Here is a 15,204-nt window from a genome sequence, read left to right as displayed (position 1 = left end):
CTTGCCTGTTCGGGGAACGCCTTGTCTAGGGATGCTTGGAGCTTTTCGAACGATGCTCGCAAGTTGTGGCTCTGGTCGGTTGAGCGTTTGGCTTTTGTGGTTGGGGAGTCGAGGAGGCCGTTTCTCTGTGTCGGGGGGAAGGAGAAAAGGTCTGCATGTTTTAGGGATGGCTGCTGCGCTGCGTCATTGGAAGAATGCATGCTTATGCGGCCTCCTCGATGTCCACCAAAAGGTTGCGCACGGGGTGTGCTGCTAGGTCCCGTGCGTTGGCTGTATTATGCCGCGGCCGTCGCAAAGAAGCGCTAAAGAAAGGCTTAATGAGGTTTGGCGTTACGATGAAACCGCAGGTCAGAGCTATCGAGTGACACTCTTGAAAGGTTTTGAGCTTAAGGGCTTTCTAAGGTTTGTGACGTGGATGTGGCGCGGACGTGCGGAGCGTGTGAATGCTCGCTGTTAGCGTTGCGGCTCTGCGGCCCGCACCTGCTCGATGACCTTTTCCATGGTGGCGTCGATGCGGTCTTTTTTGAGCTCGCATTCCCAGATGGTTATGGGTGTCCAGCCCATTTGAGTGAGTGCTGCCACGGCAGCGCAGTCGCGCTCGACGTTGCGACGGAACTTTGCCTCCCAAAACTCAACGTTGCGCTTGGGCTGGCTGGGATTGCACTTGGGACAGCGATGCCAAAAACAGCCGTTGACAAAAATGGCGATCTTGCGCCCGGGGAAGGCGATGTCGGGCTTGCCAGGTACCTTCCATTCCAGACGGTATCCCGTGAGGCCTGCTGCCCGCAGGCGCTGGCGAACGAGCAACTCGGGCTTGGTGTTGGCGCGCTTGTTTCCTTTCATGGACTTTTTTATCGCGGCGCGACGGCGCACGAGCTCACGCTCGTCGGCGGAAAGGTCCGAGGTATCGATGCCGTCCAGCAGGCCGGGCTTGGGGCGCTTTTTGCTGTGGCGCTTAGGCTTGCGCTTGGGTTTGGTAGCGGGCTCGTCGGCCGTGGTCTCGGTATCGTTGGCAGCGCCATTAGCCTCAAGCCGGTCTTCCTTTAGCTCAATCAGCGCATCAATGAGCCCCTTGTCGGCGGGCATCCATTCCACCGTGGCAAGCGAGGTGCGCGGAATCCAGCGGATATCGAGCTGGCGGTCGTGCTTCTGGGGCTCATCGGATTCATCAGCCAGCGAGCAGTAGTAACACTCCATTGAGAGATGAAAATCGGGGTAGTCATACTCAACGGTGTAGAAATCACGTAGGTTGGTGACCTTTACCTGTAGCTCTTCCATAAGCTCGCGGCGCACAGCGCCTTCGGGTGTTTCGCCGCGCATGAGTTTGCCACCTGGGAATTCCCACAGTCCCTGCATGTCGCCGTAGCCGCGCTGCACGGCAAGCAGCTCGTCAGATCCATCCTTGCGAATGATCCCAGCGGCAACATGAACAGTCTTCAACAGGAGTCCTCTCTCCACATCAACACATGGCAGGCTACCCTTACCTTACACAACGGTAAGGCAAGCGTAAGCCATATCGATGGTAGCCGACTCGGCTCCTTGCGACTATAGATGCCGTAGACTAATCGCAAGAAAGGACTCGGTATGCAAACCACCCAAATGGCGACCCCGGTACTGGAGGTCGCGCATCTCGAAAAGGTATATGGAGCGCTGGGCAACGTGACCCGCGCGCTCAACGACGTCAGCTTTACCGTCAACCGCGGCGAATTCGTCGGTATCATGGGCACCTCGGGCTCGGGCAAGTCGACGCTGCTCAACTGCGTGTCGACCATCGATGCCGCCACGAGCGGCACCATTCGCATCAACGGCCAGGACGTGACGCGCATGAAGCAGGCCAAGCTTTCGCAGTTCCGCCGCGAGGAGCTGGGCTTTATCTTCCAGGATTCCAACCTGCTCGATACGCTCACGGCACGCGAGAACATCGCCCTGCCGCTCACCATCGCCCGCACAAACTCGGCCGAAATCTCGACTCGCGTGCAGGATGTGGCCGCGCGCCTGTCCATTAGCCAGGTACTCGACAAGTACCCCTACCAGATGTCCGGCGGCCAGCAGCAACGTGTCGCCGCTGCTCGCGCGCTCGTCACCGACCCCACCATGATCATGGCCGACGAGCCCACCGGCGCCCTCGATTCCAAGAGCGCCCGCCTGCTGCTCGAGAGCCTGGAGGCCCTGAATCGCCGCCTGCGCGCCACGGTGCTCATGGTCACGCACGACAGCTTTGCCGCCAGCTACACGAGCCGCGTGCTGTTTATCCGCGACGGCAAGATCTTCACCGAGCTGCGCCGCGGCGACACCGACCGCCGAGAGTTCTTCGACCGCATTATGGAGGTCGTTGCCATGATGGGCGGTGAGGGCTCCGATGCTCTGTAAACTCGCTTGGGGCAACGTCCGCCGCGCCGGCCGCGATTACCTCGTCTACTTGCTGACGCTCACCTTGGGCGTCACGGTCTTCTATGCATTCAACACCGTATCAATGCAGGTCGATATCGCCGGCATTAAGGAAGAGGGCCTGTCCGAGCTCATGGGCACCATGCTCGGCTACCTCACGTACTTTTTGGCTGGTGTCATGGCCTTTTTGATGGTGTATGCCAATAACTTCATCATGAAACGCCGCAAAAAGGAGTTTGGCCTGTACCAGGTGCTCGGCATGGGGCGCGGGCGCGTCGCCACGATCATGGCGCTCGAGACGGTGATCGTCTCGGTCGGCGCTTTTGTCGCCGGCATCGTGCTGGGCGTGGGGCTCTCGCAGCTCATGACATTCTTTACGGCCTCACTCTTCAAGACGCAGATCGCCAATTTCCGCTTCTTTTTCTCGGTGCATGCGTTCAACCTGACCCTTGCCTGCATGCTCGTAATGTTTGTGCTCACGCTCCTGCTGAACCTTCGCGCCGTGCGCCGTACCAAACTCATCGAGCTTATGGGTGCCGAGCGTCGCAACGAGAGCATCAAGACACGCAACCCCTGGATCGCGATTGCCATCTTTGCTGTGGGCGTGGTGCTTGTGGGCGTGGCCTATTACCGTCTGCTACGTGATGGGTTCCCGCTAACCGAGACGGGCGACAAGCTGGACGGGGCAATGAGCCAGTTTGGCATCACCACGGCCATGGTCACGGTAGGCACCTTTGCCCTGTTCTGGGGACTCTCGGGCATGCTCATCAAGCTGCTGCAGAGCCTGCGCGGCGTGTATTGGCGCGGACTTAACATGTTTACCGTGCGCCAGCTTGCGGCCAAGGTCAACACGGTGTGCTTTTCGATGGGCGTCATCGCGATGATTCTGTTTTTGGCCATTACCTCGGTGACGTGCGGTATGTCTATTGCCAATGTGATGAACGAAAACCTGGAGCGCTATAACCCTGTTGACGTGTCTCAGACGTATGTCTATTACACGCCCGAAACGCTCGACTACTACAAGGAGTATGTCAATCCGTCTGAGGCCGATCGCATGGTGCTGGCCGATGCAACGGTCGATTTGTACGCTGCATGGCATGGCGATCGTAAAGATCCCGATAACGTTGCAGACGTTATTAAGGGCAAGTCGGCGGACAACAACGACGAGACCGGCAAGAAGGTCAATATCGCCGATGTTGCCGGTGAGCATGTGCAGATCGATTCGTATCTGAGTTACCCGCTTGGCGGCTCGGGCCCCTCGGTGGTGGCGGGTGAGATGTGCAAGGCCATGGGCGAAAAGCTTCCCAAGGCGCTCGAGGGAAGCAACGCCGATGCGATGGGTCTGTATGTGACGCCGGCGAGCCAGTACAACAAACTGCGCCAGATGATGGGCGAGGAGCCGGTGAGCATTGGCCGCGACCAGTATCTGCTCACGTGTGATATGGGCGGTGAGCTGGGCGACCTGTACACCAAATATATGGCCGGCGGCCATACCCTCACCTTGGGCGGGCATGAGCTCAAGCCCGCAACCGATAAGTCGGACGAGGACACGGCGGCCATCGCCAACTCGGCGATGGGCAGCAATCCCGGTACCGTGGTCGTAGCCGATGAGCTGCTGTCCCAGCTTAATCTGCAACCGTATTCCAGTAATCTGCTCGTTAATTACAAACAGGGTATGGATACGACCGAGGCAGACGAGAGCATTAAATACACCTTGCTCGACAATCTGCTCGTTAACGGCAAGGAGCCGGGGTCGTGGGGAGTCTTCATCACGCGTTCCGAGATGTACACGCAAGCAGCGCAGATGAACGGCATGATTAGCTATCTGGCCATCTACATTGGCTTTGTACTGGTCGTTGCGTGCGCGGCGATTCTGTCGATCCAGCAGCTCTCCAATGTGGCCGACGGCAGCCGCAGCTATCGTGTGCTGGCACAGATTGGCTGTGACGACCGCCAGATTCGCCATTCGGTGATGGCGCAGCAAGCGGTGTTCTTTCTGTTCACGCTGGCAGTGGGCCTGGCGCACTCCTTTGTGGCGCTCAAGGTGATCATCGAGCTGGTGAGCGTATTCGGCGATATGAGCATCGCCGGCACCGTGGGCCTCACCTGTGCAATCTTCCTGGCAGCATACGGTGGCTACTTCCTGGTGACGTACCTCATGAGCACCGGCATGGTACAAGCTGCCATCGCCACCCGCTACAGCGAGTAACAAGCGGGGCAAAATCGTCGCAAAACCAGTGCGAACAACCGCCGCGAAGGGAGTCCAGCCCCCCCTTCGCGGCGTTTTTTTGTCTGACTGATGAGTCTCAAGGCCAAGTGAGTAGACTTTTTTGGATCTGTCGAGCACATCGCGGGTGGCGCCCAATAAAACCGCAGGTCAGGGCTGTGGCGTTTTGGGGCGTGCTTCGCCTCCTGCAAAAAGTCTACTCACTCAGTTTTTTCTGTTAGAAGATCGCCGCGAGGGAAAGCAGCTCTCCTACGGCTGTTGACGTTTGCCCAGATAAAACCTGCCAAAATAAACCTGTCCCTTTTTAGCAGGTTATCGCTTCCAAAAGCGGAGGATCAGCGTGGTGCCTTTTGGTGGAGGGGGGATATTGATTAATTCGGGTAACAGTTTTTTTAACGCCGGGAACGATGTTAAAATAACCAAAATGCTATCTAGGAGCTTTGATTTTATGGCAACCGTGGCAGCTGCCCTGCAAAACGTGACGCGCTCGTTCCTCTGGCATTCAATTATGTTGTTTATAGGGGCGGCTGGTCTGTATTGTGTGGCGCCAAGTATTTATACGGGCCTTTCTGGCACCGTTCTTATCGGTCTGCATCTGCTTTCGGGCTTCTGTGTGGGCCTCATCTCTCGCCCTGTGAGACAGGGTATTTCCAAAAGGCTTTTTGGACTTATGCTCGTAGACATTGCACTTCTTGTGATGTACACGATATCTCTTAATGTCTTTCATCAATTTCATGTTGTGGTTTCGGTGCTCGCGTTCATTTTGTTGTTACTAGCCCCCTTGCTTGTCGCTTGCTGTTCTTGGGCGCTTGGCGGTGAATTCGCAAACATACGTGCGGGATTAAAGGGGAAACATGTGGCCGATAGCTCTGCTCTCCACGGGTATCCTGAGCTCGCACTTTACAGCCCCGTTGTGCTCTTGATTGCTTTGCTTGTTGGCCTTCAGTTTCTTCTCGTCCCGTTGATGGACTCCATCGGTTCTTTCCTTTCCGTTAACGCCGAGATGGGGGTTGCTGCCTTGCTCGTCGAACCTCTTGCGTTTGGTAATGCCGCCGTTATTCTCGATACGGATTGTTTGTTTTCGCGCAATATAAACATCGGAGCTGTGCTCCTGAGCTTTGGTGGGCATCAAGAGATCGTATTGCTTCTGGTTACCGTTTTGGGCAGTATCCTTGCCAGGGCCATAACGCGATTTTTCCCCGACTTAACGAGCGCTTTTTCTGCGGCCGCCAAATTAGGAGGAAAACACTCTGCAGTTGCCGATATCCCTACGGCTTCGGGTTTTTCTCAAAGGGAGTCCGCGGTTTTCTCTATGAGGATAGAGGGAAAAACGTACGAGGAGATTGCTTCTGCCTTGGACATTTCCCCGTCTACTGCCCGTACCTATTTGTCGCGGGCCTTGACTAAAACCGGATATAAAAGCATTTCAGAGGCGACGGCTGGACTTCTCTTGTCAAAGGATGCGTGGCATCTTGACGCAACAAAAGGCCATGATCACCGTTCAGAATCGCTGGGGTCCTCATCGTTCAATCAGAACTGCAGGATAGTCTTCGTCTGCTTCCTGTTTATGTATGCGTCTGGAATGGGCATCGAGGAAATCCTCGTATGCTTCGGCTTTGAGCATGATGCGATAATCCTATCGATAGCTATAGTGCTTGTGGCCCTGTGTTGCCGTGCGGCTATACGGTGGATGTCTGAAATGCACTTGTGCCTTTCGCCTGAACTCACCCTTTCTTCGGTGTCTGTGGGTGCTGGAGCAGCGTTCTGGGTTCACGATGTGGTAAGTCGACTGTACATTTTCTTTGAGTCCGTTGGGAGCGGTGAGGCCGTTGGCGGCCTTATGCCTGCCTTACGCGTGACTGCGTTCCTTGCCGTACTTATCCTTATGGCTAATTCGCTGCTATTCTTGCGTTCGAAAGATACGGTTCGGGTGGGTGATCGACGCGATACCGTGCGTGAGGCCTTCTTGAGGCTTGGTTTCACGCCGCTTTATGCCGATATCATGACATGCGTTTTTGATGGCAATAGAACCACCGAGATTTGCGCGCATCTTAACGTTGCTCGGGGAACCGTCAAAGAGGCCAAGAACAAGAGCTATGCCTTGCTTGGAGTTCACTCGGAGTGTGAACTTAGAGATAGGGTTTTTAGTCTTATGGCAGATGTTATAGAAAATAGCAGGTAGAAGCCTGTAGACAAATAAGATTGTAAATCCATCCTACACGTCTACAGACAGTTCTGACGATGAAGGCGATACTTCCGGACAACGGGTCCGACGACTCGTGTGTTGCGAACCGGAGGTGCTTGCTGTGAAGACCTGTGATTGCCTCACATATGTACGGCTTAATTTAGAAGTTCTTGCGCGCAACCGGGGAATTATGTTGCTGACGGCGCTGCTCGCGCTCGTATACTGCATCCCGGTATTTCTATCCGTTCCAACGGGAGCAGATTATCTATATGGTAGAGCTTCCATCGAAGACCAGAGAGCCCTTTTGGTCTCTCAAGTCTCTGACGGCGTTTATGACACTGCCCCACAGGAGCTCAACAGCATCATTGCCGACGAAAGGGCGTGCCTTGATCGGGCGCTTGAAAGCAAGACGGACTCCAGAGAGTATTACGATGCGATTGCCGATTACGACAATCTATTGCTCAAGGAATACCGACTCGGTTATTTGAATGGTGTTGATTCGGAGTTATCGCTTGAAGCCCAAGAACGTCTTCCCCGAGCCATATCGATGCTGGCCCATCCGGAATCGTACGACTCAACAACAAAAATGCCCGGGATGATTCTTCTCGCATATTATTGCGGCGCTGTTCCTGCAATAGCGTGGCTTTTGGTCCCGGTCCTCGTCCTCTATATGTCGCTTGAGGGGGATGGAAAGCGGTTCTACGATCGAGCGTTGTTGTCAAAGTTAGAGATGAATGCATGCCGCGTTCTCGTCTCTGGTATTGCATCGATGCTGGTTTTGGTTCTGGCGTTGGCTCCCTGTTTTGTATTGGCAACGGTGTTTAACGGTGTAGGTCAGACAGAGTACCCAGTCGTATTCATTCAGTATGGTGACGTAGTCGAAAGAACTGTGTTAGTTCAGCTAGGGCTATTTGCCGTCTTTGAAGCTGTGCTGTCGATGATGTTTGCTTGCTTGGGCGTGTGCGTGTACGCCGGAAGCAGAAACAGGGCCATTTCGTCCATGGTGATCGCTCTTGTGGGGGGCATAAGCCAGCTTCCGTTTTATGCGAGCAAAGATGCTCCATGGCATGCGTTGCTGCCGTATATGGTGTCGAGCTATTCTGCCTCTTCGTTTGCGCTCGGCGGCGCATCTTACGCCAATGGAGCGGAGGTATCTCTCGTTCCTGAAGCCAGTGCATCGCACTGCCTCTTTGCCGTGATGGGCGCGTTTGCTGTTTGCGCGTTGGGGGTCATTTCGTTTTCGTGTCTAAAAAGCAAGAATCGCTGGGCCTGGAACCATATTCGCCCGGATAGTTTGAGCGAGAAAAGCCTGCTCTCTCTGTCGCTGGATGCGTTGACGGTTGGAAAAAACCAGCTGGTAAAGGGATTGCAGTTTGATATGCCCGCTGGCCAGATATGGGGTCTTGTCGCGCCAAATGGACATGGCAAGACTACGCTACTGAATACTCTTTGGGGAGATGCTGGGCCATCAGTGCGCGTGTCAGGTTCTTTCTGTTTTCATGCAAAAGTATGCGTCGACTGTGAGGAAATGAGAAAGGTATTCTTTTTGGTTCCGAATAGGCCGTCGCTATTGATTCCATACATGACCGTCGCTTTTCATCTCGACCGATGCAGGAGAATTTGGCATTCACCTCGCACTTTGGACCAAGTGCTTGATCGCTTTGACTTGACTGGGTTGAAGAATACGCCCGTATCTAGGCTGTCTGATGGAAATAGACAATTACTTAATGTCGCGATGGCGTATATGTCCTATTGCGAAGTCGTCCTTTTGGATGAGCCCATGAATGCACTTGATGTGAGACACGTTGCGATTGTTTCGAATGCTCTTAGAGATGAAGCGGGTAGAGGAGCACATGTCATTATCTCTTCTCATCTTATCGGAAACCTCGAATCGCTCTGCGATGCCTCCGTATTGCTCACAGGGGATGACTCGCGTGTCGTTACCAGAGAAATGGGAGGTGATTCGAAGTGGATCGGTAATGTATACGCGCAGCTTTTCAAGACGAACGACAGTAAAACTAGGAAAGGAAGATAACCATGAAACGCCATGTAACGAAGAACTTTGTGAAGGCAATGTTCGCATGTTTTATGCTTACCCTGTCGATGGTCACAATTCCCGTTTGTGCGACGGCGAAACCAGATGCAGGTTCTGTCGCGCCTTGTCGTCTTGTGACAGCGGACGTCTTGGACACTTACAAGTCGTTCTCCACTGCGAACCACCCGAGCGAGAATGTTGATTGTTTCGACCAGACATACAAGAGGCTGTCTTTCAAAACTTCGTATTCTCGTACGGGGCAAACGATTCTCTATACGGGTGCAGCGTTAAGCCCACGCGGCAACGGGATGCCCGGGTTTGAGACAAAATATCAGTGCACATATCGTACCTGGTAGACAACTCTAGGATCGGATCTCTCCGAATAACTTTGTGGCGGACTTGTTTAACGCTACCGCTCCTTCGTTTATCTCAATCTGTAACATCTGACTGGCAAAAACGCTTCTACCTGTTACAGATTGAGATTATTCGACGCGCGCTCTGTAACTCGTCTCGATCTGTAACAGTAAGACGGCGATTTGGTCTCCATATGTTACAGATTGAGACGAAAGAAAGCGTGAGCCAGAAAACCGCCGCGAGGGAAAGCAGTTCCCCCGCGGCGGTCTTAACGTTCGCCCAGATAAAACCTGCCAAAATAAACCTGTCCCTTTTTGGTAGGTTATCGTTTCCAAAAGTGGAGGATCAAGGTCGTGCGGTTTTGCTGCTCGGTTTTGACCAAGATGTTGTGGATGTGGGTTTTGACGGTGCCCACGGCAAGGAAGAGCTCGTCGGCGATCTCTTGGTTCGATTTGCCCAGTACAACCAGACGCATGACTTCGGTCTCGCGGTTGGAGAGCTTGTAGGCGTTGCGATAGAAGGGCATCTGCTCTTCGATGTGTCTGTCAAGATCGCTGACGTTCTTTTCCTCGGGCGCCTCCTGCATGCGAATCGAAAGCACGTGGTAGGCGTACAGGATAAGCAGGATGGCAAAGTAGCACGCAAAGACGTTCTCGCTAAAGTTGCGCTCGGATAGGTACAGCTGCAGCCAGGAGGGCGCCAGGCTCATGGGGACGACCAAGATGTTGTAGAAGTCCTCGGCAATGATGCAGCCGACCAAAATGGCGCCAACGACTAGGTGCTTTCGTTGATTGTTGACACGCGCCTTCAGCTCAACCTTCGTACTCTTGCGTGCGGTCCAAAAGATATAGAGCCCCACAAAACCCAGGAATACCTGGCGCATCGTGTAGTAGAGCCATTGATGCATGGGGCCGTAGGGGACAGCGACGATAATCAGCAGCTCGCTCAGCAAAAACGTTGCGACGGGGATAACGAACTGCTTCTTTGAATGTTTGTCGAGCAAGTCCATGGCAATGAGCCAGATAAAAGCCTGTGAAGCGGTCGCCACAAGGGTCCGCAACACAGGCATGGTAATTGAGTAATAGTCGCTGGCCGGAAAACTCTGGTTTTGCAGCGTGTATTCAAAAAAGAAGATCTCGGTCATCTCGATGGCATAGCAGATAAATACGCCGCTGCCATAGATAAAGAAGCGTCGACGAGACGAGGCGTAGGCGGCAAGCGAAAGCACAGCCGTCACAATACAGATCACGAGTATCGCTAGGGTATAGAAGAACATCAAGGTGTTCATCTGTCACCGTCCCATCTCATTTTAGCTATGGCCGAGCCCTGTATATCTTGTGGGATATAGACGTCTCAACCCTTCGTTCCATTGCGGATTAGGCGCCGAGATACAGGATAGCCGTATACCGTTCGCGGTTCTAGATAGTAAACCCCCTGCAAGCTCGCTACCTGCGGGTTTATATTGGATTAGGAAGGGTGTAACTCCGTGAACGGTCTTTAATCCCGAATAAACTAGGTAAAAATTGCACATGGGTGAATGATGGTCTTGTCAACACGAGGCGTGATGTTCGAGCGCCTCATAGTAATAGTCGGCAAGACCGGCGGAAAGGAAATCGACATGGCACTGCCTAAGGATTTCATCGACACCAACGACTTCACCAAAGAGCAGATCCTGGCTATCGAGGATCTTGGCCTGGCAATGAAGAAGGCCATCAAGGTTGACGGTTATTATCCGCACCTGCTCCGCAACCAGAGCCTTGGCATGATCTTCCAGCAGGTTTCCACCCGCACCCGCCTTTCCTTCGAGACCGCCATGACCGACCTCGGTGGCCACGCCCAGTTCTACGGCCCTGGCACCATTCAGCTCGGTGGCCACGAGTCCCTGGGCGACACCGCTCGCGTCATGGGCTCCCTGCTTGACATCATGATGGCTCGCGTTGACCGTCACAAGGACGTCGTCGGCCTCGCCGAGGGCTCCGCTGTGCCCGTCATCAACGGCATGTCCGAGTTCAACCACCCCACGCAGGAGATGGGCGACCTCATGACCATGCTCGAGAACCTCCCCGAGGGCAAGAAGATCGAGGACTGCACCCTGGCCTTCATCGGCGACGCCACCCAGGTCTGCGTCTCCCTTATGTTCATTGCCTCCAAGGTCGGCATGAGGTTTGTCCAGTTTGGACCTAAGGGCCACCAGATCCCCGACGGCGGCCTGCACGTTGGCACCGTTGAGGAGCGCGCCGAGTTCGGCAAGCAGATGATGGCCATCGCCGAGGAGAACTGCAAGGTCTCCGGCGGCTCCATCGTCATCTCCGACGACATCGAGTGCATCAAGGGCGCCGACTTCATCTACACCGACGTGTGGTATGGCCTGTACGACGAGGAGGTCTCGGGCGAGAACTACATGGACGTGTTCTATCCCAAGTATCAGGTCACCATGGATATGATGAACTTCGCCGGCCCCAACTCCAAGTTCATGCACTGCCTGCCGGCCACCCGCAATGAGGAAGTCGTCGACGAGGTCATGGACGATCCCGAGCGTTCCCTGTGCTGGGTCGAGGCCGAGAACCGCAAGCACTCCATCCGTGCTCTCCTTGCCGCTCTGGGCAAGCGCACCCCGCTCAACGACGAGGGTGTCGAGTACTCCGCCAAGGCCGAGCTCCACGCCGCTCTCGAGGCCCTCGAGCAGCTCTAAGCCTCAAGGCTGCTAAACGCACGTTTGCGGGCGGCGGATGCTCGTCTCCTGTCGCCCGCTCACCGAGGCTTGAACGCACGTCTTTTGCCCGGGCCTCGGATCTGTCCAAGACTGAGCGAAGGAGCTCATCATGAGCGACGGAAAGAAAAAGCTTTCCTTCTTGACGGTCATTTCGACCATCATCTGCGTCGTCTTCGTTTGCGAGGCCGCCGCTCCTGCTGCTGCCATTGGCAATCAGCAGTTCTTCTGGTGGATCTTCCTGATCCTGACCTTCCTGCTTCCCTACGGCATGGTCGTCACCGAGCTCGGCACCACCTATGACGGCGAGGGCGGCATTTACGACTGGGTGCGCGATGGCCTGGGCGACAAGTGGGGCGCCCGCATTTCATACTACTACTGGGTTAACTACCCGCTGTGGATCGCCTCGCTGGCTACCATGTTCCCCGATATCCTGGGCATGGTCTTTGGCGTTGAGTTCAATCTGATCGCCAAGATGGGTATCGATCTTGCCTTTGTGTGGATCGTCTACCTTATGGGCCGCTCCAAGGCGGCCGACTCCGAGTGGGTCCTTAACGGTGGCGCCATCATCAAGGTCGCCGTCGCCGTTATCGTCGGCGCTCTGGGCATCTGCTATGCCATGGAGAACGGTTTTGCGAACGACATGTCCGCTGCCACGTTCCTGCCCGAGCTGACCAACACCAACGCTCTCGGCTACCTGTCGATCATCATCTTTAACTTCATGGGCTTCGAGGTCATCTGCACCATGACTGACGACATGGCCGATCCCGCTCGCGATATCCCCAAGGCTATCATCGTCGGTGGCCTGTCCATCGCCGTGATCTACCTGTTCGCTGGCTTTGGCATTGGCGCTGCTGTGCCGGCCGATTCCATCGACCCCGACTACGGCATGATCTATGCAGTCCAGACCATGGTCGGCGACTCCATGATCTTTAAGGTCATCTGCATCGCCTTCCTGATCACCCTGTTCGCCAACATGGCTGCTTGGTCCTTCGGCGTTAACTCCGTTGCTCGCTACGCTGCCGAGCACGGCAACATGCCCAAGGTCTTTGCTTCGATGATCTCTGACGACGACATGCCCAACGGCGCCAACCTGGTCAACGCTATCGTTGCCTCCCTGGTGCTGTGCCTGCAGCTGGTTCCCATCGACGCCATCTCCAACGGCGTGTTCTGGATGCTCTTCGGCACCTCCGTCGTCTTCCTGCTGCTCACCTATATCCCGATGTTCCCGGCGTTCCTCAACCTTCGCAAGAACGACCCGAACCGTGAGCGCATCTTCACGTTCCCGTTTAAGGGCGCCATGATGAAGGTCATGCTCGCTATCCCTTGCATCGAGCTGATTCTGGCCATCGTTGCAACGCTGGTCCCGTTCTCCGCCGCCGAAATTGCCGACAAGGCCCCGATGATCGTTATCTTCATCGTGCTTCTCCTCATCGGCGAGGTCGTCCGCGTCGTCAGCGCCAAGGGTCGCGAGACCGAGTACAAGGGTCTTACCCCCGAGCTGGCTGCTCAGCGTCTCGCTGAAGAGGCCGCCGAGGCTGAGGAGAACTAGAGCGCCCGAATTCGGGGCTCCAACCCTCCTTGCGTACCAACGTGCGCTTCGTCGCGCTTCCGACTCCAGGCACGCTAGCCTCTTCGGGGGTCGTGCCCAAGCGACAAATTGTCTAGCCATTCCCTGGGGTGGGTGTGAGCGATAGCTCCGCAAACCACCGCCCGCCCCAATCTCTCTCCCGTATCCTTCGTGCGTTTGTCTCCGCGCACTTGGCTACGTCGCCGCTCGTCGGTGCGGCTCCGTGAAAACCGACATCGGGCGCCCCGACCTTTGCCGGGGGACGGGCGCCCACTATCTCTTGGTTTTAGGCTGCGGGTAACCCGCCCGCGGCAAACGATCGTTCGATTTGGAGGAAATCTTATGCGTACGATCACCGAGTCCGAGTCCACCCCCAAGGCCGACGGCTTCTTCATGCCCGCCGAGTTCGCCCCGCAGGATCGCGTGTGGATGGGCTGGCCCCACCGCACCGACACCTGGGCCCACGGCGCCAAGCCTGCTCAGAAGCAGTATGCCGCCATCGCCCGCGCCATCTCCGAGTTCACCCCGGTCTATATGTGCGCCAACCAGGTCGACTATGCCAACTGCAAGGCCGTCTTCGAGAACGACGAGAACGTCACCGTCATCGAGATGACCACCGACGACGCCTGGTTCCGCGACACCGCCGCCACCTACGTCATCAACGGCAAGGGCGAGAAGCGCGCCAACCACTGGCACTTCAACGCCTACGGCGGCCTCGTCGACGGCCTCTATTTCCCGTGGGACAAGGACGAGCAGATCGCCCTTAAGATGGCTGAGCTCTCCGGCTGCCGTCGCTATCGTCCCGACGACATGATCCTCGAGGGCGGCTCCATCACCGTCGACGGCGAGGGCACCCTTGTCGTTACCGACCAGTGCCTCCTGTCCCCCGGCCGCACCTGCTCTGCGGTGCTCGAGGAGGAAGAGGATCCCGAGTCCATCTGGCCCAAGTACCACAAGAAGTTCGAGCCCTGGAGCGAGGAGCTTCGCGAGTACATGAACGAGCACCTCAAGGATTACCTGGGTGTCGAGAAGGTCATCTGGGTCAAGGAGGGTATCGACCCCGAGGAGACCAACGGCCACATCGACGACGTCGCCACGTTCATTGCCCCGGGCGTCATGGCCTGCATCTGGACCGACGACCCCGAGTACCCGTTCTACGAGCAGTGCCACGCTGCCTACGAGACCCTCTCCAACGCCGTTGACGCCAAGGGCCGCAAGCTGAAGGTCTACAAGCTCTGCATGCCCGTGAACCCGCTGTTCATGGACCAGGCTTCCTGCGACACCATCGACGCCGACGAGAACGCCGAGCCGCGCGTCCCCGACGAGCCGCTGATCGCCTCCTACATGAACTACCTTGTCACCAACCACGGCGTTATCGTCCCGCAGTACGGCGACGAGAACGACCAGCTGGCCGTTGACACGCTCCAGAAGATCTATGACGAGGTCTGGGGCGAGGGCGTCTACAAGTGCGTCGGCGTTCAGTCCGAGCAGGTCGTCTTCGGCGGCGGAAACATCCACTGCATTACGCAGCAGGAGCCGTCCGCTTAATCGTCTGACTTTCCGAGGCACCCCATCTCGCCGCTCAAACCGTCGCTCGCGTACCAAAGTACGCTTCGCTCCTCTTTCGCGGCGACCTGGGGCACCTCGAAAACCCAGCCGATCAATCGGACGGTCGGTGAATCGGGCCATCTTGGGGCATTGATGGCTGATTTGCTTGATGTCTTGGTCGGTTGGG

The 15,204-nt window shown here is 55.9% G+C and carries 9 protein-coding genes; 7 read left to right on the top strand and 2 right to left on the bottom strand.

Annotated elements, in window-relative coordinates; all coding sequences use genetic code 11:
* Positions 1–453: 453 nt before the first annotated feature.
* Positions 454–1,440: a DNA mismatch endonuclease Vsr gene (gene vsr, locus DW823_RS06490; RefSeq protein ID WP_118081202.1), complete on the bottom strand. Its 987-nt coding sequence runs from the start codon at positions 1,438–1,440 to the stop codon at positions 454–456.
* Between the two features lie 144 nt (positions 1,441–1,584).
* Between vsr and DW823_RS06485 the strand changes: the two genes are divergently transcribed.
* The 4 genes from DW823_RS06485 to DW823_RS06470 all read left to right on the top strand — a co-directional run bounded on the left by DW823_RS06485 (position 1,585) and on the right by DW823_RS06470 (position 8,835).
* Positions 1,585–2,370, top strand: coding sequence for an ABC transporter ATP-binding protein (locus DW823_RS06485; protein WP_118081200.1), 786 nt, complete (start codon positions 1,585–1,587; stop codon positions 2,368–2,370).
* The gene (locus tag DW823_RS06480) at positions 2,360–4,597 is read left to right on the top strand and encodes an ABC transporter permease (RefSeq protein WP_118081198.1); all 2,238 of its coding nucleotides are present in this window, start codon (positions 2,360–2,362) and stop codon (positions 4,595–4,597) included. Before DW823_RS06485 ends, DW823_RS06480 begins: the two co-directional genes overlap by 11 nt.
* A 466-nt stretch (positions 4,598–5,063) precedes the next feature.
* Positions 5,064–6,797 (top strand): LuxR C-terminal-related transcriptional regulator, encoded by a 1,734-nt coding sequence (locus tag DW823_RS06475; protein ID WP_199574376.1) that lies wholly within the window; start codon positions 5,064–5,066, stop codon positions 6,795–6,797.
* Positions 6,798–6,921: 124 nt separating this feature from the next.
* A complete protein-coding gene (locus DW823_RS06470) occupies positions 6,922–8,835 on the top strand; it encodes an ATP-binding cassette domain-containing protein (protein WP_147350667.1) in 1,914 nt (637 codons plus the stop codon).
* A gap of 676 nt (positions 8,836–9,511) precedes the next feature.
* Here the strand turns inward: DW823_RS06470 and DW823_RS06460 are convergent.
* Entirely contained in the window at positions 9,512–10,477 is a 966-nt protein-coding gene (locus DW823_RS06460) for a response regulator transcription factor (RefSeq protein ID WP_118081194.1), read from the bottom strand.
* Between the two features lie 330 nt (positions 10,478–10,807).
* Between DW823_RS06460 and ptcA the strand changes: the two genes are divergently transcribed.
* From ptcA to DW823_RS06445, 3 genes are all read left to right on the top strand, one after another.
* A complete protein-coding gene (gene ptcA, locus DW823_RS06455) occupies positions 10,808–11,881 on the top strand; it encodes a putrescine carbamoyltransferase (RefSeq protein ID WP_118081192.1) in 1,074 nt (357 codons plus the stop codon).
* A 130-nt stretch (positions 11,882–12,011) separates the two neighbouring features.
* A complete protein-coding gene (locus DW823_RS06450; protein WP_118081190.1) occupies positions 12,012–13,451 on the top strand; it encodes an APC family permease in 1,440 nt (479 codons plus the stop codon).
* 360 nt (positions 13,452–13,811) lie between these two features.
* Positions 13,812–15,017: an agmatine deiminase family protein gene (locus DW823_RS06445; RefSeq protein WP_117583530.1), complete on the top strand. Its 1,206-nt coding sequence runs from the start codon at positions 13,812–13,814 to the stop codon at positions 15,015–15,017.
* Positions 15,018–15,204 lie beyond the last annotated feature (187 nt).

Source organism: Collinsella sp. AM34-10 (assembly GCF_003469185.1).
Taxonomy (GTDB): Bacteria; Actinomycetota; Coriobacteriia; order Coriobacteriales; family Coriobacteriaceae; genus Collinsella.
Note: the sequence above shows the minus strand (reverse complement) of the source record. Positions and strands in the feature narration are given on the sequence as shown.

What these genes read in the sequence shown, in the direction of transcription:
- DW823_RS06485 (WP_118081200.1), top strand. Translation starts at nt 1,585, where the DNA reads ATGCAAACCACCCAAATGGCGACCCCGGTACTGGAGGTCGCGCATCTC.
- ptcA (WP_118081192.1), top strand. Translation starts at nt 10,808, where the DNA reads ATGGCACTGCCTAAGGATTTCATCGACACCAACGACTTCACCAAAGAG.
- DW823_RS06460 (WP_118081194.1), bottom strand. Translation starts at nt 10,477, where the DNA reads ATGAACACCTTGATGTTCTTCTATACCCTAGCGATACTCGTGATCTGT.
- DW823_RS06445 (WP_117583530.1), top strand. Translation starts at nt 13,812, where the DNA reads ATGCGTACGATCACCGAGTCCGAGTCCACCCCCAAGGCCGACGGCTTC.
- DW823_RS06450 (WP_118081190.1), top strand. Translation starts at nt 12,012, where the DNA reads ATGAGCGACGGAAAGAAAAAGCTTTCCTTCTTGACGGTCATTTCGACC.
- DW823_RS06475 (WP_199574376.1), top strand. Translation starts at nt 5,064, where the DNA reads ATGGCAACCGTGGCAGCTGCCCTGCAAAACGTGACGCGCTCGTTCCTC.
- DW823_RS06480 (WP_118081198.1), top strand. Translation starts at nt 2,360, where the DNA reads ATGCTCTGTAAACTCGCTTGGGGCAACGTCCGCCGCGCCGGCCGCGAT.